At 65.7% G+C, this 21,312-nt stretch carries 17 protein-coding genes and 1 pseudogene; 9 read left to right on the forward strand and 9 right to left on the reverse strand.

The window, feature by feature from the left end:
- The 3 genes and pseudogenes from ACN0V4_RS18925 to ACN0V4_RS18935 all read right to left on the reverse strand — a co-directional run.
- Nucleotides 1–1,073: pseudogene (locus tag ACN0V4_RS18925) on the reverse strand (pyruvate, phosphate dikinase); the annotation flags it as partial.
- Between the two features lie 191 nt (nt 1,074–1,264).
- A complete protein-coding gene (gene glyS, locus ACN0V4_RS18930) occupies nt 1,265–3,358 on the reverse strand; it encodes a glycine--tRNA ligase subunit beta (RefSeq protein ID WP_417679016.1) in 2,094 nt (697 codons plus the stop codon).
- Between the two features lie 67 nt (nt 3,359–3,425).
- A complete protein-coding gene (locus tag ACN0V4_RS18935) occupies nt 3,426–3,956 on the reverse strand; it encodes a DUF6446 family protein (RefSeq protein ID WP_417679018.1) in 531 nt (176 codons plus the stop codon).
- A 77-nt stretch (nt 3,957–4,033) separates the two neighbouring features.
- Between ACN0V4_RS18935 and ACN0V4_RS18940 the strand changes: the two genes are divergently transcribed.
- On the forward strand, nt 4,034–4,666 hold the full coding sequence (locus ACN0V4_RS18940; RefSeq protein ID WP_417679020.1) for a MarC family protein: 633 nt from the start codon (nt 4,034–4,036) through the stop codon (nt 4,664–4,666).
- 17 nt (nt 4,667–4,683) lie between these two features.
- On the opposite strand, the gene ACN0V4_RS18945 is transcribed toward ACN0V4_RS18940, so the two are convergent.
- Nucleotides 4,684–5,616: a glycine--tRNA ligase subunit alpha gene (locus ACN0V4_RS18945; RefSeq protein ID WP_417679022.1), complete on the reverse strand. Its 933-nt coding sequence runs from the start codon at nt 5,614–5,616 to the stop codon at nt 4,684–4,686.
- Nucleotides 5,617–5,785: 169 nt separating this feature from the next.
- On the opposite strand from ACN0V4_RS18945, the gene ACN0V4_RS18950 reads away from it, so the two are divergent.
- The gene (locus ACN0V4_RS18950; protein WP_417679024.1) at nt 5,786–7,558 is read left to right on the forward strand and encodes a serine protease; all 1,773 of its coding nucleotides are present in this window, start codon (nt 5,786–5,788) and stop codon (nt 7,556–7,558) included.
- 157 nt (nt 7,559–7,715) lie between these two features.
- Nucleotides 7,716–8,168, forward strand: a complete 453-nt coding sequence (locus ACN0V4_RS18955) for a DUF4177 domain-containing protein (RefSeq protein WP_417679026.1) — start codon at nt 7,716–7,718, stop codon at nt 8,166–8,168.
- A gap of 25 nt (nt 8,169–8,193) precedes the next feature.
- On the opposite strand, the gene ACN0V4_RS18960 is transcribed toward ACN0V4_RS18955, so the two are convergent.
- Nucleotides 8,194–8,451: a BolA family protein gene (locus ACN0V4_RS18960; protein WP_417679027.1), complete on the reverse strand. Its 258-nt coding sequence runs from the start codon at nt 8,449–8,451 to the stop codon at nt 8,194–8,196.
- A gap of 110 nt (nt 8,452–8,561) precedes the next feature.
- Here ACN0V4_RS18960 and ACN0V4_RS18965 point away from each other — a divergent pair, with 110 nt between their 5' ends.
- The 6 genes from ACN0V4_RS18965 (at nt 8,562) to ACN0V4_RS18990 (ending at nt 15,486) form a co-directional block, all read left to right on the forward strand.
- Entirely contained in the window at nt 8,562–9,185 is a 624-nt protein-coding gene (locus ACN0V4_RS18965) for a DnaJ domain-containing protein (protein ID WP_417679029.1), read from the forward strand.
- 573 nt (nt 9,186–9,758) lie between these two features.
- The gene (gene cobS / locus ACN0V4_RS18970) at nt 9,759–10,745 is read left to right on the forward strand and encodes a cobaltochelatase subunit CobS (RefSeq protein ID WP_417679031.1); all 987 of its coding nucleotides are present in this window, start codon (nt 9,759–9,761) and stop codon (nt 10,743–10,745) included.
- Nucleotides 10,746–10,935: 190 nt separating this feature from the next.
- Nucleotides 10,936–11,070 carry a hypothetical protein gene (locus ACN0V4_RS18975; protein ID WP_417679033.1) on the forward strand — a complete coding sequence of 45 codons (135 nt, stop codon included), beginning with the start codon at nt 10,936–10,938 and terminating at the stop codon, nt 11,068–11,070.
- 96 nt (nt 11,071–11,166) lie between these two features.
- Nucleotides 11,167–13,044 carry a cobaltochelatase subunit CobT gene (cobT, locus tag ACN0V4_RS18980; RefSeq protein ID WP_417679035.1) on the forward strand — a complete coding sequence of 626 codons (1,878 nt, stop codon included), beginning with the start codon at nt 11,167–11,169 and terminating at the stop codon, nt 13,042–13,044.
- Nucleotides 13,045–13,213: 169 nt separating this feature from the next.
- Nucleotides 13,214–15,007 carry an aminopeptidase P family protein gene (locus ACN0V4_RS18985; RefSeq protein WP_417679037.1) on the forward strand — a complete coding sequence of 598 codons (1,794 nt, stop codon included), beginning with the start codon at nt 13,214–13,216 and terminating at the stop codon, nt 15,005–15,007.
- Nucleotides 15,008–15,141: 134 nt separating this feature from the next.
- Nucleotides 15,142–15,486: a DUF427 domain-containing protein gene (locus tag ACN0V4_RS18990; protein ID WP_417679039.1), complete on the forward strand. Its 345-nt coding sequence runs from the start codon at nt 15,142–15,144 to the stop codon at nt 15,484–15,486.
- 93 nt (nt 15,487–15,579) lie between these two features.
- Here the strand turns inward: ACN0V4_RS18990 and ACN0V4_RS18995 are convergent, their stop codons facing one another.
- The 4 genes from ACN0V4_RS18995 to ACN0V4_RS19010 form a co-directional block, all read right to left on the reverse strand.
- Nucleotides 15,580–16,752, reverse strand: a complete 1,173-nt coding sequence (locus ACN0V4_RS18995) for a calcium-binding protein (RefSeq protein WP_417679041.1) — start codon at nt 16,750–16,752, stop codon at nt 15,580–15,582.
- Between the two features lie 185 nt (nt 16,753–16,937).
- A complete protein-coding gene (locus ACN0V4_RS19000; protein WP_417679043.1) occupies nt 16,938–18,626 on the reverse strand; it encodes a chloride channel protein in 1,689 nt (562 codons plus the stop codon).
- Nucleotides 18,627–18,768: 142 nt separating this feature from the next.
- Entirely contained in the window at nt 18,769–20,412 is a 1,644-nt protein-coding gene (gene recN, locus ACN0V4_RS19005) for a DNA repair protein RecN (protein ID WP_417679045.1), read from the reverse strand.
- Between the two features lie 30 nt (nt 20,413–20,442).
- Nucleotides 20,443–21,285 carry an outer membrane protein assembly factor BamD gene (locus tag ACN0V4_RS19010; protein ID WP_417679189.1) on the reverse strand — a complete coding sequence of 281 codons (843 nt, stop codon included), beginning with the start codon at nt 21,283–21,285 and terminating at the stop codon, nt 20,443–20,445.
- Nucleotides 21,286–21,312: the final 27 nt, after the last annotated feature.

Consider the following 21,312-nt stretch of genomic DNA (forward strand, 5'->3'; position numbering starts at 1 on the left):
CGCGCCGCGTCGGGGGCGACCTGGCGATGCAGCAGCTCACTCACCGAATGGGCGTCGACCCGCATCACCGCCTCTTGCGGCGGGATGATGCCATCCTCGGCCAGCCGCACCGCGATCCGGACCGCCGCCCGCGGGCTGCGCGGAATGCGCACACCGTCGAGGATATGAACCTCACCGTTCTGGATGACGAATTCCACCTGCATCTCTTCGCGCAGGCGGCGGCGCATCAGCGCCGCGTCGCGCTTGAGCGCCTCGAAGGCCTCTGGCGCCAGCTCCTCCAGCGAGGCGCCGCGGGGGTCTTTCTCAAGATAGATCGCCGCCGCCCCTGCCCCCAGCGCCTCGCGCCCCTGGCTCTGGCTCAGGTAGCGGCCGGTCACCTGCGGCAGGCCGGTGACCGGATCGGCCAGTTGCAGCACGCCCGATCCGCATTCGCCCTGGCCCAGCCCCGGGATCATCTCCTGCACCACCAGGCCGAGCCCGGCATCCGCCGGCGCTCCCTTGGCCTGGCGCAACAGCCGCGCCGAAGTCCCCTCCCAGGCGCGCGCCATCGACCTCAGCACCCCCTTGAGTTGTTCGGACCGCGATTGCGGAAACGGCTCATCGGCCTCTTCCTCATAGGCGCGCAGCATCCGCTGCAGCCCCTTCGGCCCCTCATCGGAATCGCCATCGAAAGCGTCCGGATCGAGCCGCGCCACATGGGTGGCATAGGCCTGCACGAAACGCGCATAGAGCGCCGAGGCCGCCCGCAGGCCCAGGGTTTCGGACAGGCTGCGATATTGCGCATCGTTCATGCCGATGTTCAGCACCGCCCCCGGCCCCCCCCAATCCGGATCCTCGGACGAGGGACGCACGCAGAGCAGAGCGGTGGGATCGAACTGCTGATCGACCTCGTCGAGCGCCGGCATCTGACCCGAGGCGATGCGTTTGACCGACTGAAAGGACAAGGCCACGGTGCGCGGCACCGGCAGCTCCAGCCGGACCAGGCGCTGCAGACATTTCGCCCGGCCGCCATGGGTGGCGGTGGCGATCGGCGCGGTCGGGGTGATCAGGGTGGTATCGGTATTATTCTGCACTGCAGCACCTATTGCTATGCAAGCAGCATAGACCGGGTATGCGCAGGCGCAAGGGAAAGCCGTTCGAACTCTGCGGGGAGCCCGCGCTTACAACCAGAAGGAGAAATCGTCCTGCCCAGTAGGCCCCGGGGGATGGGACAAGGAGGCAAGACCGCCCCCGCCCCGGCTGTCCGGGGCAAGGGCAGCAAGGATCAGCCGCCGATGCGGGTCAGGTCGGCGACCTGGGCGCAGACCTTGCGGATCTGATAGAGCAGGTTCAGCCGGTTGCGGCGCAGCACCTGGTTTTCGGCGTTGATCTGCACGTCCTCGAAGAAGGCGTCGATCGGGCCGCGCAGGGCGGCCATCGCCGCCATCGCCGCCGGGAAGTCCTCGGCCGCCATGGCCGGGGCGATCGCCGCCTCGGCGGTGTCGAGCGCGGTGAAGAGCGCCCGCTCGCTGTCGGTCTCGGCGAACTTGGGGTCGGCGCCGAAGGCGTATTCCACCCCGTCCTTCTCTTCCGCCTGGGTCAGGATGTTGTTGGCGCGCTTGAAGCCCTGCAACAGGTTCTCGCCCTCCTCCGTCGCCAGCACCTCGGTCAGCGCCCGGGCGCGGGTGACCAGCAGCAGCAGATCATCATTGCCGGGCATCGCCAGGCAGGCGTCGATCACATCGTGCCGCACGCCCTCGTCACGCAGATAGACCTTGAGACGGTCATTGAAGAAGGCCAGCAGATCGGCAGAGGTGTCGGCGTAATCGGTGCTGTTGGCATCGACCGCCTGATTGACCATCCCTGCCTCGAAGATCGGCAGCAGCGGCAGGCGCACGTTGTTTTCCAGCACCAGACGGATCACCCCCAGCGCGGCACGGCGCAGCGCGAAGGGGTCCTTCGAACCGGTGGGCTTTTCGTCGATCGCCCAGAAGCCGGTCAGCGTATCGAGCTTGTCGGCCAGCGCCACGGCAGCCGAGACCGGCGCGGTCGGCACGTCGTCCGAGGGGCCCAGCGGCGAGTAATGATCCTGACAGGCCTGTGCCACCTCGGCCGGCAGGCCCGCGGCGTCGGCATAATAGCGGCCCATCAACCCCTGCAATTCGGGGAATTCATAGACCATTTCCGACGACAGATCGGCCTTGGCCACCTCGGCCGCCTGGGCGGCCAGATCGGCATCGGTGCCGACCATCGGCGCCAGTTCGCGGGCCAGCAGCGCGATCCGGGCGATCCGCGCCTTCTGGCTGCCCAGCTTGTTATGGAAGGTCACATGCGCCAGCCGGTCGGTCCAGGCGCTGAGCCCTTGGCGCTGCGCCACCCGCAGGTCGTTTTCCCAGAAGAATTTCGCATCCGACAGCCGCGCTGACAGCACCTTCTGATTGCCGGCGAGGATGGTCTTGCCATGATCGGTGGTCTCGCGGTTCGCCACCGTGATGAAACGGACGATGCGGCCCGTCTTCGGATCGCGGACCGAGAAGAACTTCTGATGCTCCTTCATCGAGGTCTGCAGCACCTCGGGCGGCAGGTTGAGGAAATCGGCGCCGATCTCGCCCATCAGCACCACCGGCCATTCGACCAGCCCGGACACTTCGGCCAGCAGGCCCTTGTCCTCGACCACCTCGAGACCGGCGGCAAAGGCCATGTTGGTCGCCTCCGACCAGATATGGTCGGCGCGCTCCTCGGCGGAGAGGATCACGAAGGCGCGTTTCAACTGCGCCGCATAGCTTTCGAAGGAGGAGACCGCGAAGGTCGCCGGCGCCATGAAACGATGGCCGCGGGTGGTGTCGCCGGCACGAATGCCCTCGACCTCGAGCGGCACGACGCTGGCGCCGGCCTCATCGCTCAGGATGCAGAGGATCGAATGCAGCGGACGGACCCAGCGCAGCGGCCCTGCGCCCCAGCGCATCGACTTGGGCCAGGGGAAATTGCGGATGGTGTTTTCCAGCACCTCGGCCACGATCTCGGCCGCCGGGCGCCCCGGCTTGGTGAGCGTGGCAAAATAGATCGCGCCCTTCGGCGTGTCGCGTTCCTCAAGCTGATCGCGGCTCAGCCCGGCGCCCCGCAGAAAGCCCTCGATCGCCTGCTCGGGCGCGCCGACCTTGGGGCCCTTGCGCTCTTCCTTCAGGGTCGGGGAATGGGCCAGCAGCCCCTCGAGCGCCAGGGTCAGCCGGCGCGGGGTCGAAAAGGCGGCGGCCCCGGCATAGGTCAGACCGGCCTCGACCAGCCCGTCGGTGACGCGCTGTTTCAGATCCTCGGCGGCGCGGGCCTGCATGCGGGCCGGGATTTCCTCGGAGAAGAGTTCGATCAGAAGGTCAGGCATCGGATGTCCTCGGGGCGGTGCGGGCCGCGGGGCCCTTGGGGTGTTTCAACAAGATCGGTCTGAGAGGTCATGATCCGGCCCCCTCGGGCCGGGGCGGGCAATCCTCGCCCACCGGGGTTCCGTCATAGGCCTTGCGGCCGCAATGGTTCAGCTCGTTCCAGGCCCAACCCCGCCCGTCGGGGGCGATGGCGATCACCCGGTCGACACCATAGGCGACGTTCTTGGCCGAGAGATACATCCGGATGCGCCCGGTCTCGACCCCCTGGCCGATCTCCTCGGCATCGAAGCAGTCGAACCAGCCCGGCGCGATCAGCGGCTCGCCCGCCGCAAGCGGTTCATAGGCGGCGAGCTGATCCGAGGTCAGCGGCGTGGTGAAACAGGCGCGATAGCGGATCGGCGAGCTGTCGGCGTCGATGGCGCGAAAATCGGCATAGGGGATCGGCTCGGGCTGACCCGAGGCGCGGGCCACCAGCATCACATCTTGCCCGGGCTTCGGCGTCACCTCGTAATAATAGCCATAGACCTGCAGGTAATAGATCGCCGCCCCCGCGAGCAGCGAGATGACGACGATCAGCGATGCGAGCCATTTGCCGTTCATGCCGCAAGCCCCGTCCGAGGGTTGGCCCGAAGGGTGGGCGATGTTAGGCCTTGGCCGGCACAGTGGAGGATACGAGCATGGACATGGCGTTTCTGATCAAGTTCGCGGGCGCGATCTTCGCGATCATGAACCCCTTCGTGAACCTGCCGATGTTCCTGGGCCTCACCAACGACATGGAGATGGGCGAACAGCGCCGCACCGCGCTGATGACGGTATTCTATACAGCGATCCTCTGCGCCGTGGTGGCTTTGGCCGGACCGGATATCCTGAACTTCTTCGGCATCAGCGTGGCGGATTTCCGTGCCGCCGGCGGCATCGTCCTGCTGATGATCGCGCTCGGCATGCTGAACGGCCGCGCCGGCGCCGCCCATCACGGCACCCCGGCCGAGAAGGCCGCCAACGAGGAACGGGAGACCCTGGCCTTCTATCCGATGGCCTTCCCGATGCTGGTGGGGCCGGGAACGATCACCACGATCATCCTGTTCACCGGTCAGGCGCGTCACCCGACCGATCATATCGCCATCGGTCTGGTTCTGGCCGGCAATATCGCGGCGCTGGCCATAGTGCTCTATTTCGCCGCCAATATCGGCCACCTGATGTCGCAGACCCTGCGCACGGTGATGATCCGGCTGATGGGCATGATCCTGGCCGCCATCGCGGTCGACATGATCGCGGGCGGGCTCAAGACCCTGCTGCCGGGCCTGGCTTAGGGCGGCGAAGGCCCGGGTCATGCGGCCTCGAAGCCCCCCGCGGTGGTCTGCACGAAGGCATCGGCGCATTTCTTCGCCAGCGCCCGCACCCGGCCGATATAGGCCTGCCGTTCGGTAACCGAAATCACGCCGCGCGCGTCGAGCAGGTTGAACAGGTGGCTGGCCTTGATGCATTGATCATAGGCGGGGTGCGCCATGATGATGCGCTTGCCGGTCTTCGGATCCTCGGCCGGCTGCGCCAGGATGGCTTCGCATTCGGCCTCGGCCTCCTCGAAATGCTTCAGCAGCATCTCGGTATTGGCAACGTCGAAGTTCCAGCGGCTGTATTCCTGTTCGGTCTGCCGGAACACGTCGCCATAGGTCAGCGCGATCGGCGCCTGCGGATCGTTGAACGGCATGTCCATGACGTGATCGACGCCCAGCACATACATCGCCAGACGTTCCAGACCATAGGTCAGCTCGCCCGAAACCGGGTGGCAATCATGGCCGCCGACCTGCTGGAAATAGGTGAATTGGCTGACTTCCATGCCGTCGCACCAGACTTCCCAGCCCAGCCCCCAGGCGCCCAGCGTCGGGCTTTCCCAGTCGTCCTCGACAAAGCGGATGTCATGCATCTCCATGTCGACGCCGATGGCCTCGAGGCTGCCCAGATAAAGCTCCTGCAGGTCGGGCGGGCTCGGTTTGATCAGCACCTGATACTGGTAATAATGCTGCAGCCGATTGGGGTTCTCGCCATAGCGGCCATCCGTCGGCCGGCGCGAGGGCTGCACATAGGCGGCCGCCCAGGCCCTGGTGCCCAGCGACCGCAGGGTGGTCGCGGGATGGAAGGTGCCGGCACCGACCTCCATGTCATAAGGTTGCAGCACGGCGCATCCGCGCGAGGCCCAATAGCTTTGCAGCCGCAGGATAATCTCCTGGAAGGATCGCGGGGGCGTTGGTTTTTCGGTCATCTGCGCTCTGTCCTGACACCCGGGTAAAAACGCGCCTTTCCTATGCCCCCAGCCCGGCCGGGTCAACGCGCAACAGGGGGAAAACACCGCGCTTTAAGCCATGGCAATCGCACCGGTTTCCTGTTTAGGTGCCGGAAAACCACATGTTTTCCAGACCAAGAGACTGATTATGCCCAGACTGTTCGCCGCATTCCTGATTCTCGTCCTGAGCCTTGCCCGTCCGCTCGCGGCGCAGCAGGAGGTTCCGGATGTGGTCTGGGTGCAGATCGAAGCCCGGCCCACGCTGGAGCAGGCCCGCGACCGCGCCGCCGATTACGCCACCCGCCTGTCGGATGTGAACGGCTTCCTGCTGAACACCGGCTGGTACGGCATCGCGCTCGGCCCCTATGAGCGCACCGATGCCGAAAGGGTGCTGCGGGTCTACCGGCTGCAAGGGCAAGTTCCGCGCGACAGCTTCATCGTCGACGCCGGCGGCTTCCGCGATCAGTTCTGGCCCGCCGGGACCGAGGCGCTGACCCAGGCCCCCATCGCCGCAGCGAACCCACTGGAGACCACTGCGACCGATGCCGCCACCGTCCCCCCTGCCGCGTCACCGGCGCCGACCGAGACCGCTCCGGTGGATGAAACCCCCGAGGAAGCGCGCCGCAACGAGATGCTCCTGACGACGGACGAGCGTCGCGACCTCCAGACCGCGCTGAAGGCGGCGGGGTTTTACAATTCAACCATCGACGGCGCCTTCGGTCGCGGTACCCGCTCCTCGATGGCCGACTGGCAGGCGGCACAGGGCTATGAACCCACCGGCGTCCTGACCACCCGCCAGCGCAAGGCGCTGATGGACGACTATAATGCACCGCTGATCAGCGTCGGCCTGCACTATGCCCGTGACGAGGGCGCCGGCATCGCCATGCAGATGCCGCTGGGGGTGGTGAAATTCGCCCGCTATGAATCCCCCTTCGTGCATTACGACCCGATCGGCGACAGCGGCATCCGCTTGCTGCTGATCAGCCAACCGGGCGACCAGGCGGCGCTTTACGGCCTCTATGACATCCTGCAGACGCTGCAGATCGTGCCGCTCTCAGGCCCGCGCGAAAAGGGCCGCGACAGCTTCACCATCGAGGGCAGCGGCCATGGTATCGTCACCCATGTCGAGGCCAGCCTGAAGGGCACCGAGATCAAGGGGTTCATCCTGGTCTGGCCGCAGGGCGACGAGGCCCGCCGCAGCCGCGTGCTGGCGGCGATGCAGGACAGTTTCGAGCGGCTCGACGGCGTGCTCGACCCCAATGCCGGGGCGAATGCGCCGCAAACCGTCGATCTGATCTCGGGTCTGGCGGTGCGCAAGCCGCGACTGTCCCGCTCGGGCGTCTATGTCGACGCGCGGGGCACCGTGCTGACCGCGGCCGAGAACGTGGCGCATTGTTCGCGTATCACGCTGGATCACAACTATGACGCGCGGGTGATCGCCAGCGATCAGCAGAGCGGCCTGGCGCTGCTGCGTCCCGAACAGGTTCTGGCCCCGATGGTGGTGGCGAAACTGCGCCCCGGTGCGCCGCGGCTGCAGGCCGAGGTGGCGGTGGCCGGCTATTCCTATGGCGGCGCGCTTGGCGCCCCGACGCTGACCTTCGGCACCGTGGCCGATCTGAAGGGGCTGGAGGGGGAAACCGGCGTGACCCGGCTGGCGCTGGCGCCGCTCGAGGGTGACAGCGGCGGCCCGGTGCTGGATGACACCGGCACCATGCTGGGCCTGCTGCTGCCGGCCAAGACCGGCGCCCAGCATCTGCCCGAGGGCGTCAGCTTCGCCGCCAATTCCGAGGTGATCGCGGCGCTCTTGACCAAGGCCGGCATCAGCGTCGCGCGCAACGATGGCAGTGCGCCGCAGCTTGCCCCCGACGACCTGAGCAAGCAGGCCATGGGGATGACCGTTCTGGTCGGCTGCTGGGACTGATCGGCCGTCACTGAAACCGGTTCTGGGGGAAAGGCGCCACCGGCGCCTTTTTCCGTCTGTGGCCACCGGCCCGGCTGCCGCCCGCCCATGCCGCACGGTGCCCCTTTCGCCTGCCCATCAAGCTGCTAAATTAGCGCCGACACCAAAAGGGAAACCGATGCCCCGCTACGAATATAAAGTCGTCCCTGCCCCGGCCAAAGGCCTCAAGGCAAAGGGGCTCAAATCGCCCGAATCGCGCTTCGCGCTGGCGATCGAATCCACCCTGAACGAAATGGGAGCCGCCGGCTGGGAATATCTCAGGGCCGAGCTTCTGCCCAGCGACGAGCGCAGCGGCCTGACCAGTTCGACCGTCAACTGGCGCAACGTGCTGATCTTCCGCCGCCCCCTGGCCAAGGGGGCCGCGCCCTTCAACCCGCGCCTGCTCGACATCCCGATGACCGCGGCGGACGTGGTACAGCCCGACCCCGCCTTTTATGAGGCGGAGGAGAGCGGTGAGGCGGAGGATGGCGAGGACGAGGATCGCTCGCCGCGCGCCGACCGCGGGATCGGCGCGGCGCTGAAGACGCGCGCCCAGCTCGCCGGCGTGCGCCGCCCCGGATCCGAGGACTGATCCGCAGGGAATCGGCTGGCGCTGGCTATTCGTCGATATCCAGCGCCAGCGCGTGAAGCCGCGCCAGCAGATCCTGCCCCAGCGCGGCATGCACAGCGCGGTGCCGTGCCAGCCGGCCCTGCCCGGCGAAGGCCGCCGCCCGGATCGTCACGCGATAGTGGCTTTCGCCGCCCTCGCCATATCCGGCATGGCCGCGATGCTGCTCGCTCTCGTCCTCGACCCGCAGCAGGTGCGGCGCAAAGGCCCGCTCCAGCCGCGTCATGATGTCATCTCTTTTCGCCATTATTTCGCTCATGCGGCAAAAATTTCGCCGCCCCCTCTTCTATCTCGCGCCACTTAGATTAAACTCCGGCGTCCGAGTCCAGAACGCCCCCCAAAATGAGGAGCAGAGCGATGTCCAAATCGGATCCTTTCGGCTTCGATCTGTCAGTATCATCGGCCAAGAAACGTAATCCGCGCGGCCGTCGCGGCATGTCCGGAGCCTCCGAAACCTCGGTCCGCATCTGCGATCACGAGGGCTGTAACGAGCCGGGCAAGTTCCGCGCGCCCAAGGCGCCGGACGTGCTGGACGACTATTTCTGGTTCTGCCAGCAGCACGTGCGTGAATATAACCAGAAGTGGAACTTCTTCGAAGGCACCACCGAGGCGGAGCTGAATGCGCAGCAGACCAAGGACAAGGTCTGGGAACGCACCACCCGCCCGATGACCGACCCCGAGGCCCGCGCCTGGGCCCGGCTGGGGATCGAGGATCCGCATCAGGTGCTCGGGGCGAATGCCACCAAGAACGCCGGTCGCGCCGCCTCCGGCCGTCGGCTGCCGCCGACCGAGCGCCGCGCCGTCGAGATTCTCGATGCCAAGGACAACTGGACCAAGTCCGAGGTGCGCCGGGCCTACAAGAAGCTGATCAAGGTGCTGCACCCCGACATGAACGGCGGCGATCGCAGCCAGGAAGAACAGCTGCAGGAAGTCGTCTGGGCCTGGGAACAGATCAAGGAAAGCCGCAACTTCAAGGACTGAGCCCGCCTCCCTCCCCCCCTGCTGCCTGCGGGGCCATTTCTTATGGCAGAGCCCCCCGATCCTGCTGACGCAGGCGCGGGGAGCTTTCTTTTGCCCTGCCACAAGTCCCCGGTATCATCGCCGCATATCTTATTCCGCCGCACATTTTGTCCGACGGTTCTTTTGACTGCGAGAGGTGACCGGCGAAGACGGCAATACGGCCTATTCCCCCCTCCTGGGGCGGCGACTTCGATGTCTGGAAGGACAGCGGCCGCGACGCCCCAGATGCCCGACACCACCGAAGACGGGCTGGAGATCGGCACCATCGCCGGGGTCGTCAGGTCGCCGACGGCGACGCCCGGGTGCGTTTCACGGCCTCCGGTGGCGGACATCACGTCAAGGCCGATATGAGCTGCGGCCGGTTCCGTGACGGCGCGTCGCCACCTCGCTCCGGTCCCGAGCCGCATTCCCAGGCAGACCGCGCGACGCATGGTCCCGGCCGGAGCGCCTTGCGCTTGCCTCTGCCCGCGATATGTTGCACCACGGAGCTGCCCGGCATTTGGCCGGACAGATTGAGAGTAAGGGACGAAGTGCATGGCTGACGGCGCGCTCGATATCAACGCAAAACCGACCGAAGAGATTTCCGTGCGCGACGTCTTCGGTATCGACACGGATATGGTGGTAAAGGGCTTCGCCGAAACCACCGATCGGGTGCCCGTGATGGATCCGACCTACAAGTTCGATCCCGACACCACCCTGGCGATCCTCGCAGGGTTCTCGCATAACCGCCGGGTGATGATCCAGGGCTATCACGGCACCGGCAAATCCACCCATATCGAACAGGTGTCGAGCCGGCTGAACTGGCCCTGCGTGCGCGTCAACCTCGACAGCCACGTGAGCCGGATCGACCTGATCGGCAAGGATGCGATCAAGCTGGTCGACGGCAAGCAGGTCACCGTGTTCCACGAGGGCATCCTGCCCTGGGCGCTGCGCAACCCGACCGCGATCGTCTTTGACGAATATGACGCCGGCCGCGCCGACGTGATGTTCGTGATCCAGCGGGTGCTGGAATCGGACGGCAAGCTGACCCTGCTCGACCAGAACGAGATCATCACCCCGAACCCCTATTTCCGGCTGTTCGCGACCGCCAACACCGTTGGTCTGGGCGATACCACCGGCCTCTATCACGGCACCCAGCAGATCAACCAGGCCCAGATGGACCGCTGGTCGCTGGTCGCCACGCTGAACTATCTCAGCCATGACGCCGAGATGATGATCGTGCTGTCGAAGGCACCGCATTACAACACCGAGGCCGGCCGCAAGAAGGTCAGCCAGATGGTGACCGTCGCCGATCTGACCCGCACCGCCTTCATGAATGGCGAGCTGTCGACGGTGATGTCGCCGCGTACGGTGATCAACTGGGCGCAGAACGCCGAGATCTTCCGCAACATCGGCTATGCCTTCCGGCTGTCCTTCCTGAACAAATGCGACGAGCTGGAGCGCCAGACGGTGGCCGAGTTCTATCAGCGCTGCTTCGACGAGGAACTGCCCGAAAGCGCGGCGAGCGCCAGCCTGAAGTAAGGCCGCAGGCCGCCCGGTGATATCGGGCCGGAAAGAAGACGGGGCGCGGGCTTGCAGGCTCGCGCCTTTTTCGTGCGGGCTGCGGCCCTACCGATAAAAACCCGGCCTGCCTAACGGAGTGGTCGGCTGGCATTTCCGGGACGCTGGCGATCAGCCCCCCTGCCCCTGATCTGCGCGCTCCCTCGGCCAGATGGCGAAAACGCGAACGCTGGCACCGGCCGGCACCGATCTGGGGCTGGCCTTTGACGGTCAGGCGCCGGAATTTCCGGTGATCGACGTGCTGCAGGCTCATGCCGATCATCTGGTGCGCCTGGCGCTGGATTGAGACCTTGGGACGCGCCGGAATCCACGCCACCCTATGGTCAAGGGGCCGGAATGCCTCTAGGCTGCGCCCAAGACATAAGACCGGACCTGACCCGCGATGAGCAAACCCACCGACAACCCCGCCGATCCGTTCAAAAAGGCGCTGGCCGAAGCCACCAAGGTGATGGCCAGGGACCCCGATCTGAACGTCACCTATTCGGTCGACCCTTCGGGGCTTTCGGGCGAGAGCATGCGCCTGCCGCAAGTCAGCCGGCGGATGACCCGGGACGAGGTGCTGCTGGCGCGCGGCACGGCCGACGCCCTGGCGCTGCATCGCCGCTATCACAACGAGGCGGTGCATTCGCGCTATGCCCCTCCGGGCGACATGGCCCGCGACATCTATGAGGCGATGGAAACCGCGCGCTGCGAGGCGATGGGCGCCCGCGACATGCCCGGCACCGCCAGCAATATCGACGTCAAGATCGCCCATGAGGCGCTGCGGCGCGGCTATGACAGCATCAAGGACGCCTCGGAAGCGCCGCTGCCTGTCGCGGCCGGCTATCTGATCCGTCACCTGGCAACCGGCAGGCCCTTGCCGCGCGGCGCCGAGAACGTGATGGAGCTGTGGCGCGGCTATATCGAGGACCAGGCCGGCAGCACGCTGGAAGAGCTGCAGGAAAAGCTGTCGAACCAGACCGAATTCGCCAAGTTCGCGCGTCGGATGATCGAAGATCTGGGCTATGGCGATCAGCTTGGCGAGGATCCGGATCAGGCGGACGAGGATCAGGAGGATCAGGCCGAGGAAGACGCCGAGGAGCAGGAGAACCCCGACAGCACCGGCGAGGAGGATCAGGACGATCAGACCGCCGAGGCCGATCCGGAGCAGTCGCAGGACGACCAGCAGGACAGCAGCGAAGCCCAGGTCAGCATGGACGAGCTGGCCGATGAGGAAATGGGCGAGGACACCGAGATGCCCGATGGCGAGGCGCCGCTGCAACCGCCGCCCCCGCCGCCCGCCTCGGAGGCCGATCCGAACTATAAGGTCTATCTGAACACCTTCGACGAGGAGATCGGTGCCGAAGATCTGGCCGAGCCGCAGGAACTGGAGCGGCTGCGCGCCTATCTGGATCAGCAGCTCGAACCGCTGAAGGGCGCGGTGAGCCGGCTGGCCAACAAGCTGCAGCGCCGGCTGCAGGCGCAGCAGAATCGGTCGTGGGAATTCGACCTTGAAGAAGGCGTGCTCGACGCCGGGCGGCTGGCCCGCGTGGTGGCGAACCCGACCACGCCGCTGAGCTTCAAGCGCGAGAAGGACACCGAGTTCCGCGATACCGTGGTGACGCTGCTCTTGGACAACTCGGGCTCGATGCGCGGGCGGCCGATCTCGATCGCCGCGATCTGCGCCGATGTTCTGGCCCGCACGCTGGAGCGCTGCGACGTCAAGGTCGAAATCCTCGGCTTCACCACCCGCGCCTGGAAGGGTGGTCAGGCGCGCGAGGCCTGGCTTGCCAATGGCCGGCCGCAGCAACCGGGGCGGCTGAACGACCTGCGCCACATCATCTATAAATCCGCCGACGCCCCCTGGCGGCGGGTGCGCGACAACCTCGGGCTGATGATGAAAGAGGGCCTGCTGAAAGAGAACATCGACGGCGAGGCGCTGGAATGGGCGCATCGCCGGATGATGGCGCGGCGCGAGCAGCGCAAGATCCTGATGGTGATTTCCGACGGCGCGCCGGTGGACGATTCGACGCTGAGCGTGAACCCGGCGAACTATCTCGAGAAGCACCTGCGCGACGTCATCGCCATGGTCGAGAAGCGCAAGCAGGTGGAGCTGTTGGCGATCGGTATCGGTCACGACGTGACCCGCTATTACAACCGCGCGGTGACCATCACCGATGTCGATCAGCTGGCCGGGGCGATGACCGAACAGCTTGCCGCGCTGTTCGACGCCGACCCGCGGGCGCGTGCCCGGGTGATGGGAATGCGCAGAGCGAGCTGAAGCGCCTGCCTCCGGCGGCCGTATTTGAAACGAGAAGAATGAGCGGCGCGATCATCGCGCCGTTCTTTGCGTTTTGACCTTGGCGAAATCGGTCGCCCCCTGCCCTTGCCCTCCCCCCGGCGAAAGATCATGATCCCGCCCTGCAAGACAAAGACGACAGGAGACCGCCATGTTCCAATCCTTCGAGGTGACCGCGCGCCCGGATCAGGGGCCGCCCCGGCTGGCCCGGCTGCGGCAGGAGCTGACGGCCGAGGGGCTGGCAGGGTTTCTGGTGCCGCGCGCCGATGCGCATCAGGGCGAATATGTCGCCGCCCATGACGCCCGGCTGTCCTGGCTGACCGGTTTCACCGGCTCGGCCGGGTTCTGTGCCGCGCTCGGCGATGTCGCCGGCGTCTTCATCGACGGGCGCTATCGCACCCAGGTAAAGGCGCAGGTGGCGCTGTCGGATTTCACCCCGGTGCCCTGGCCCGAGGTGCAGCTTGCCGACTGGCTCAAGGACCAACTGCCCCAGGGGGGCCGGATCGGCTTTGACCCCTGGCTGCATTCGGTGGCCGAGATCGAACGGACCCAAACCGCGCTGGCGGGCTCGGGAATCGAGCTGATGCGCTGCGCCAATCTGATTGACCGCATCTGGGACGACCAGCCGGCGCCACCGATGTTCCCGGTCAAGGCGCATCCCATCGAATTCGCCGGCGAAACCGCGGAGTCGAAATGCACCCGTCTGGCCGAAGGGCTGCGCAAGGCGGGCCACGGGGCAGCGGCGATCACCCTGCCGGATTCGATCATGTGGCTGCTGAACATCCGCGGCGCCGATATCCCGCGCAACCCGGTCGCCCATGGCTTTGCCATCCTGCACGACGACGGGCGGGTCGATCTGTTCATGGCCGCCGAAAAGCTGAAAGATCTGGGCGATCACCTGGGGGCCGGCGTGACCGTTCATGCGCCGGAAAGCTTCCTCGACGCGCTGGCCGCGCTCCACGTGCCGGTGCGGCTGGACAAGGGCACTGCGCCGCAGATCCTGGCCGATGTGCTGGGCGACAAGGCGGTCTATGGCGAAGAACCCTGTGCCCTGCCCAAGGCGCGCAAGAATGCCGCCGAGATCGCCGGCGCGGCCGAAGCGCATCTGCGCGACGGCGCCGCGATGGTCGAGCTGCTGTGCTGGCTCGACGCCCAGGCCCCCGGCACGGTGAGCGAGATCGACGTGGTCAGCAAGCTCGAGGACTGCCGGCGCCGGGACAACGCGTTGCAGGACATTTCCTTTGAAACCATCGCCGGCACCGGCCCCAATGGCGCCATCATCCACTATCGCGTGACCAAGGAAACCGACGCCCGGCTGGAGAACGGTCAGATGATCGTTCTGGACAGCGGCGGGCAATATCTGGACGGCACCACCGACATCACCCGCACCATCGCGATCGGCGAGGTCGGGGCGGAGGAGAGACATTGCTTCACCCTCGTCCTGCAGGGGATGATCGCGGTGTCTCGCCTGCGCTGGCCCCGGGGGCTGGCCGGGCGCGATCTGGAAGGCTTCGGGCGGATGCCGCTCTGGCTGGAGAACAAGGACTTCAACCACGGGCTCGGCCATGGGGTCGGCGCCTATCTCAGCGTCCATGAGGGGCCGCAGCGACTGAGCCGGTTGAGCGAGGTGCCGCTGGAGCCGGGGATGATCCTGTCGAACGAACCCGGATACTATCGCGAGGGCGCCTTTGGCATCCGGATCGAAAACCTGATCGTCGCGCAGGAGGCCCCCCCGCTTTCGGACGGAGATCCGGAACGTCACATGCTGAATTGGCGCACCCTGACCTATGTTCCGATTGACCGCCGGCTGGTGGTCGTGGAAATGTTGTCCGCGGCCGAACGCGCGTGGCTGAACGAGTATCACGCGCAAGTGGCCCAGCTGATCGGGCCCCGGGTGACCGGCGCAGTCCGCGATTGGCTGGACCGGGCCACGGCACCAATTTGACCCATCGGGCGGCCTCTGCGCCGCCCGTAGGCCTCCCCGGCAGTGACGCCGCGACGGTCCCGGTGACTGACACCGGAATGTTACATGGTGCCGCCAAGGAATGATTGAACGATACGCCAGGGGAAGGACGATAGATGGCAGACCATATAAGGATCCGCAAAGTGCCCGGGATTTGGACCGTGCGCTCAGGCGGGGCGGTACTGGGAGAAACCGCAAACGCATTGGAGCTGAGCGAGGGCGATCTCGCCCCGGTGATTTACTTCCCTCGCTCCGATATCGCCATGGCCTTTCTCGAACGCACCGACAAGACGACCCACTGCCCGCATAAGGGCGATGCGCACTACTATTCGATCATCACCAAATCCTCGGTCCATGAGAACGCCGCCTGGACCTATGACGCCCCGGCCGAGGGGATGGAGGCGATCAAGGATCACCTGGCCTTCGCCCCCAGCGAAAGCGTGACTGTCGAACAGATTTGATCACGCCAACCAGCCGCCTGCGGGCCTCTGCCCGACATGCAAACGCCCCGGACCTTGCGGCCCGGGGCGTTTTCTGTTCCGGAGATGCGCCGATCAGGCCGACGGCAGCAGCCAATCGGAAGCGGCGGTCAGCTCTGCCACCGTCACGCCGTCAAACTGGGCCACCAGCTGCCCCTCATAGGAGATCAGCGCGCTCAGCCCATCGGCACTGGCCGCGAGGGTGAGGTTGGCGGCCAGGTCCGCGGCGGTATAGCCGGAACTGTCGGCGGCACGAAGCGTCAGCGTCTCGCCATCGGCCAGCGAGAAATCGGTGATCTCGACCCCGTCGCCACCCTTGTTGAGGATGATGAACTGATCCACACCGGCGCCGCCGGACAGGATATCGTTGTAATCTGCGATCAGGATATCGTCGCCGGCGCCGCCATAGACCATGTCCTGGCTGACCGTGTTGTCTTCGGCGTTGATCAGGTCATCGCCCTTCTGGCCGCGCAGGATATCGTCGCCGTTGCCACCGTTCAGGATATCGTCGCCGGTGCCGCCCAGGAGTTCGTCATTACCATCCTGGCCCAGCAGCTGATCATCCTGGCCGCCACCGAGGAGCTTGTCGTTGCCTTCGCCGCCAAGAAGGATATCGGCGCCCCTGTTGCCCGACAGCGTATCATTGCCTTCTCCACCATCAATGGTGTCGTTGCCACTGTTGCCCGAGAGCTTATCGTTACCGGTGCCGCCAAAGATGCGATCATTGCCGGCCCCGCCGGAGATCACATCGTTGCCGTCGTTACCATAGATGGTGTCATTACCAGCATCGCCAAAGATGGTGTCCTTGCCAGCATCGCCGCGCAGGAAATCCTTGCCTTCGCCGCCATAAATCCGGTCATCGCCGTCGCCGCCGCTGACGAAGTCATTATTGCCGCCACCATAAAGTTCGTCATTGCCGTCATGGCCCCAGATGGTGTCTGCACCATAGCCGCCATCGGCGTAATCGTCGCCCGGCCCGCCCGACAGCGTATCATTGCCAAGATGGCCGATCAGCGTGTCATTGCCGCCGGCGCCGTTCAGGAAATCATCGCCATCGCCGCCGCGCATGACATCGTCACCGCCATAGCCATAGAGCTCATCATCGCCGCCGCGGCCGGTCATCTCATCGTCACCGCCGGTGCCCTTGAGCACGTCATTCGCCTCGGTGCCGACAAAACGATGCGACAACGCCGCCGCTTCGACCAGAATGAATTCATCCCAAAAAGGATCGGAAACAAGCGTCGCCATGGCATTCTCCTTTTAAACCACAACAGCAGCGCAGAGGTCATCGACCAGTGCTGCGCCATTCTTAACTGATTATTAATCATTTCATAGACATTGCGCCAGCCCGAGATGCCTTTAGGCCAAAATATTCTCAAATCTTATTTATTTAGAACAGACAATCTCGGGAATCAGGGAGAACTGTTTCATGATCAGGAGTGCTCTTCTGCTGCTGTCGCCGCCAGCGCGCGATTGTATGCCTTGAGCGCGTCGATCTGATAAAGCGCCCCCAGAATTTCAGGTTCCGATTCGCCCTGATGGCGAACAATGACCGGCACATAATCAACCTTGGCACGATCGAAGATCGGCATCGCCGCCTCCAGCGTGGCGCTCGCCTCGATGCAAAGCCCCTGCTCCACCATCTCTCGACAGGCGCCATGTTGGGCGCAATCCGGATCGGAGGTCGGCCGCATCACCGCGCCGGCGCGCAGCATCGCCAGCAGATAGGCCTGCGGCCCGGCGGCCAGATGGGTGCCGCGACGCTCCAACTGGGTCAGGAAGAACGACCGGTCGACCAATCGGGTGGCGAGCGCGCTCGACAGGCTGACCGAGGCCATCACCGCGATGCCGATCTGCCAGTCTCCGGTCAGCTCGAACACGATCAGCGTGGTCGAGATCGGCGCCCCCAGCACCGCCGCGGCCACGGCCCCCATGCCGGCAAAGGCATAGAGCGTCGGCCGCCCGGAAATCTCGGGCAAGAGGCCGGTGGCGACGATGCCAAAGGCAAGCCCGGTCAGCGCACCGACCATCAGCGAGGGTGAAAACACACCGCCCCCCATACGGCCGCCAAAGGTGATCGCCACCGCCACCGCCTTCAGCACCGCGAAAACCATGGCCTCGCGCAGCACCAGATCGCCCATCAGCGCCCGGCTCATCGTCTCGTACCCCACGCCGATGATATGCGGAAACCAGATGGCGATGCCGCCCAGCATAGCGCCGGAGATCCCCGGTCGCAGCCAGCGCGGCAGGTGCAGCCGGGCCTGCAGGTAATTGCCCATATCCTCGGCGAAAAAGATGCCGCGCATCAGCAGCACCGCCACCAGACCGCAGAGCAGCCCCAGCACCAGGAAGGCCGGCAGTTCGACATAGAACTTCAGTTCTCCCGGGGTGGTCAGGGCGAATTCGGCGACATTGCCGTATTCCAGCCGGCTGATCACCGTTCCGGCGACCGCGGCGATGACGATCGGGGCGAAGGCATGCACGGCGAAGTGCCGCAGCACCACCTCAAGCGCGAAGAGGGCACCGGCGATCGGAGCGTTGAAACTGGCCGAGACGGCGGCGGCCACCGCACAGCCCAGCAGATCGCGCCCGGTGATGCCATCGGCGTCGATCTTGCGGCAAACCCAGGTCGAGATCACCCCGGCCATATGCACCACCGGCCCTTCGCGGCCGGAGGATCCCCCGGTGCTGAGCGTGATCAGAGAGGCCAGCATCGAGGCAATGCCCTCGCGCCGCTCGACCCGGCCGTCGCGCAGCGCGGCACCTTCGATCACATCGGCGACCGAACGGACCCGCCCGTCCGGAGTAAAGCGATGCAGGATGACGCCAACCACCAGGCCACCGCAGATCGGGATCAGCAGCAGGTGATACCAGGGCAGAGAGGCGGCAAAACTGTGCAGATGCTGCACGTCCTTGGTGCCGTAGGCCAGCGATTGCAGCTGGTCGATGCCACGTCGGAACCCCAGCGCGGCAAAGCCGGCGAGAATCCCGATCAGCAGGGCAATCAGCCAGAACTGGAATTGGCTGGGGCCGCGCCGACGCAGCACCCGCCAGCCGTCCTTGCAGGAGGTCAGCGCCTGATCGAGCTGTTGGGCAAGGATGGATCGGTTCGGCTCGGCCATCACGCATCGCGGAGTTGTTACATTCGCCCCCCTCTTTAGGCCAGCCGGCGCGCGGCGGAAAGGCGCCTGTTCAAGGCGCCAGCAAGGCGTTGCGAATAAACCCGGTTTCGAATGACCCCGCCCGGGGTCAGCGGGCCTTCGCCTAGCTTGTCAGCAGGGCGCGGGCAGCGGCGCGGGCCTCGTCGGTGATACTGTCGCCGGCAACCATGCGGGCGATCTCATCCACCCGCGCCTCGGGTGCCAGAGGCGCCACGGTCGACAGCGTCACCCCGTCGGACACCCGTTTCTCGACCCGCCAGTGATGCGCACCGCGCGCAGCCACCTGCGGCGAATGGGTGACAACCAGCACCTGCCCGCCCTGCGCCAAAGCCTCCAGCCTGCGACCAACCGCATCGGCGGTGGCGCCGCCGACCCCGCGGTCGATCTCGTCAAAGATCATGGTGACGCCGCTGTCGGAACCACGCAGGCAGACCTTGAGGGCCAGCAGGAAGCGGCTGAGTTCGCCGCCCGAGGCGATCTTGTTCAAGGGACCGGCCGGCGCCCCGGGGTTGGTGGCGACCGTGAAGGCCACGGCATCAATCCCCTCGGGGCCCGGATCGGCCGGAGAGATCAGGGTTTCGAACACCGCGCGTTCCATCTTGAGCGGCGCCAGCTCCGCCATCACCGCCCGGTCGAGCCGCCCGGCCGCCTCTGCCCGCGCGGCCGACAGGACGCCGGCGGCGGCGTCATAGGCAGCTTCAGCCACCTTCAGCGCGGCGCGGCGGTCTTCCAGATTGTGTTCGCCCGCATCCAACGTTGCCAGACGGCGCCGCAGGGTTTCGGCGAAATCGCCCAGATCGTCGGGCTGCACCCCATGCTTGCGGGCAAGCGCCCGGATGGCGAACAACCGCTCCTCGGCCTGCTCCAGTTCCGAAGGGTTGAACTCCAGCGCCTCGAGACAGCGTTCCACGCCATCCTGCGCCTCGCCCAATTCGATCATCGCCCGGCCAAGGGCCGCCAGTGGCGCCTCCAGCGCGTGACCGGCATCAGCGGCGACGCCATCGAGCCAGCGCAGCGCCTCGCTCATCGCCCCCTCGGCCCCTTCGTTGCCCAGCAAGGCGAAAGCGCGGGCGACATCATCACGAATGCGCTCGGCCCCCTGCATCTGCCGGCGGCGGGCGTCGAGTTCGGCGTCCTCCCCGGGCTGCGGGTCAAGCTTATCAAGCTCGGCGACGGAATGGCGCAGGAATTCCTCTTCCTCCCGCACCGCATCAAGCCCCGCCTGCATCTCGGCCACCGCCTTGCGCGCGGCCTGGAGCCCCCGCCAGCTCGCCCGCACCTCGGCCCCGTCGAGGCCGGCGAAGGCGTCCAGCATCGCCCGGTGGGCGCGCGGGTTCAGCAATCCGCGGTCGTCCTGCTGGCCATGGAGCTCCACCAGAGTATCGGAGAGCGCCCGCAGCACCTCGCCGGAACAGCGCCGGTCATTGACCCAGGCGGTCTTGCGGCCGTCGGCGGTATTGACCCGGCGCAGGATCAACTCCTCACCCGCGGGCAGCCCGGCCTCTTCCAATACCCGATGGGCGGGATGGCCTTCGGGCAAGTCGAAACTGGCGACCACCTCGCCCTGATCGGCCCCCTGGCGCACCAGTTCGGCGCGGCCGCGCCAGCCCAGAACGAACCCCAAGGCATCGAGAAGAATCGATTTGCCCGCCCCGGTCTCGCCGGTCAGCACATTCAGACCCGGCTGGAAGCTCAGCTCCAGCCGGTCGATGATCAGCAGATCGTGGACATCAAGCGAACGCAGCATGGATGCGGCCCCAGCCTGCCCCCCTGGAGATCAGAGCCATTTCCCCTGAACCGACTGGCGATAAATCTGGCTGAGCCAGCTATTGCCCTTGTCCTTCAGCTTGAGCCCATGGGACGTCAGCAGCTTGTAGCTGTCCTGATACCATTCCGACGACTGGTAGTTATAGCCGAGGATGGCACCAGCGGTCTGCGCCTCGTCAGTCAGGCCCAGAGACAGATAGGCTTCGACCAGACGGTGCAGCGCCTCGGGGGTGTGACTGGTGGTCTGGAACTGCTCCACCACCACGCGGAACCGATTGATCGCCGCGGCATATTGCTTGTGCCGCAGGTAATAGCGACCGATCTCCATCTCCTTCGCCGCGAGGTGGTCGAAGGCGAGGTCGAATTTCATCATCGCCGAAGTGGCGTATTCGCTGTCCGGATAGACCTCGATCAGCGTCCTGAGCGCCTGCAGCGCCTGGAAGGTCAGCCCCTGATCGCGGCCAACCTCGTCGATCTGGTCATAATAGCTGAGCGCCAGCAGATACTGCGCATAGGCGGCATCCTCATCGGTCGGATAAAAGTCGATATACCGCTGCGCGGCGGCACGGCTTTCTTCGTAATCCTGGCCCTGATGATAGGAGAAGGCCTGCATGATCAAGGACCGCTTGGCCCAGCTCGAATAGGGATAAAGCCGCTCGACCTCAGAGAAGAAATAGGCGGCGTCGGCCGGGCGCTTGCGCTCCAGTTCGAATTCGCCGCGCTGAAAGATCTGCTCCGGCGTATAGCCGTCCAACTTCTGAGAACGATCAACAGGGCCAGTTCCGCATGCCGCCAACAGCGCCATCAGAATGAATGCCCCGACGGTTTTTGCCCCGGACCTGCCGCCGATCATGCTTGCCAACCCTCATCGTCCTTGTCA

Source organism: Pseudodonghicola sp. (assembly GCF_048268305.1).
In the GTDB taxonomy this organism is placed as follows: domain Bacteria; phylum Pseudomonadota; class Alphaproteobacteria; order Rhodobacterales; family Rhodobacteraceae; genus Pseudodonghicola.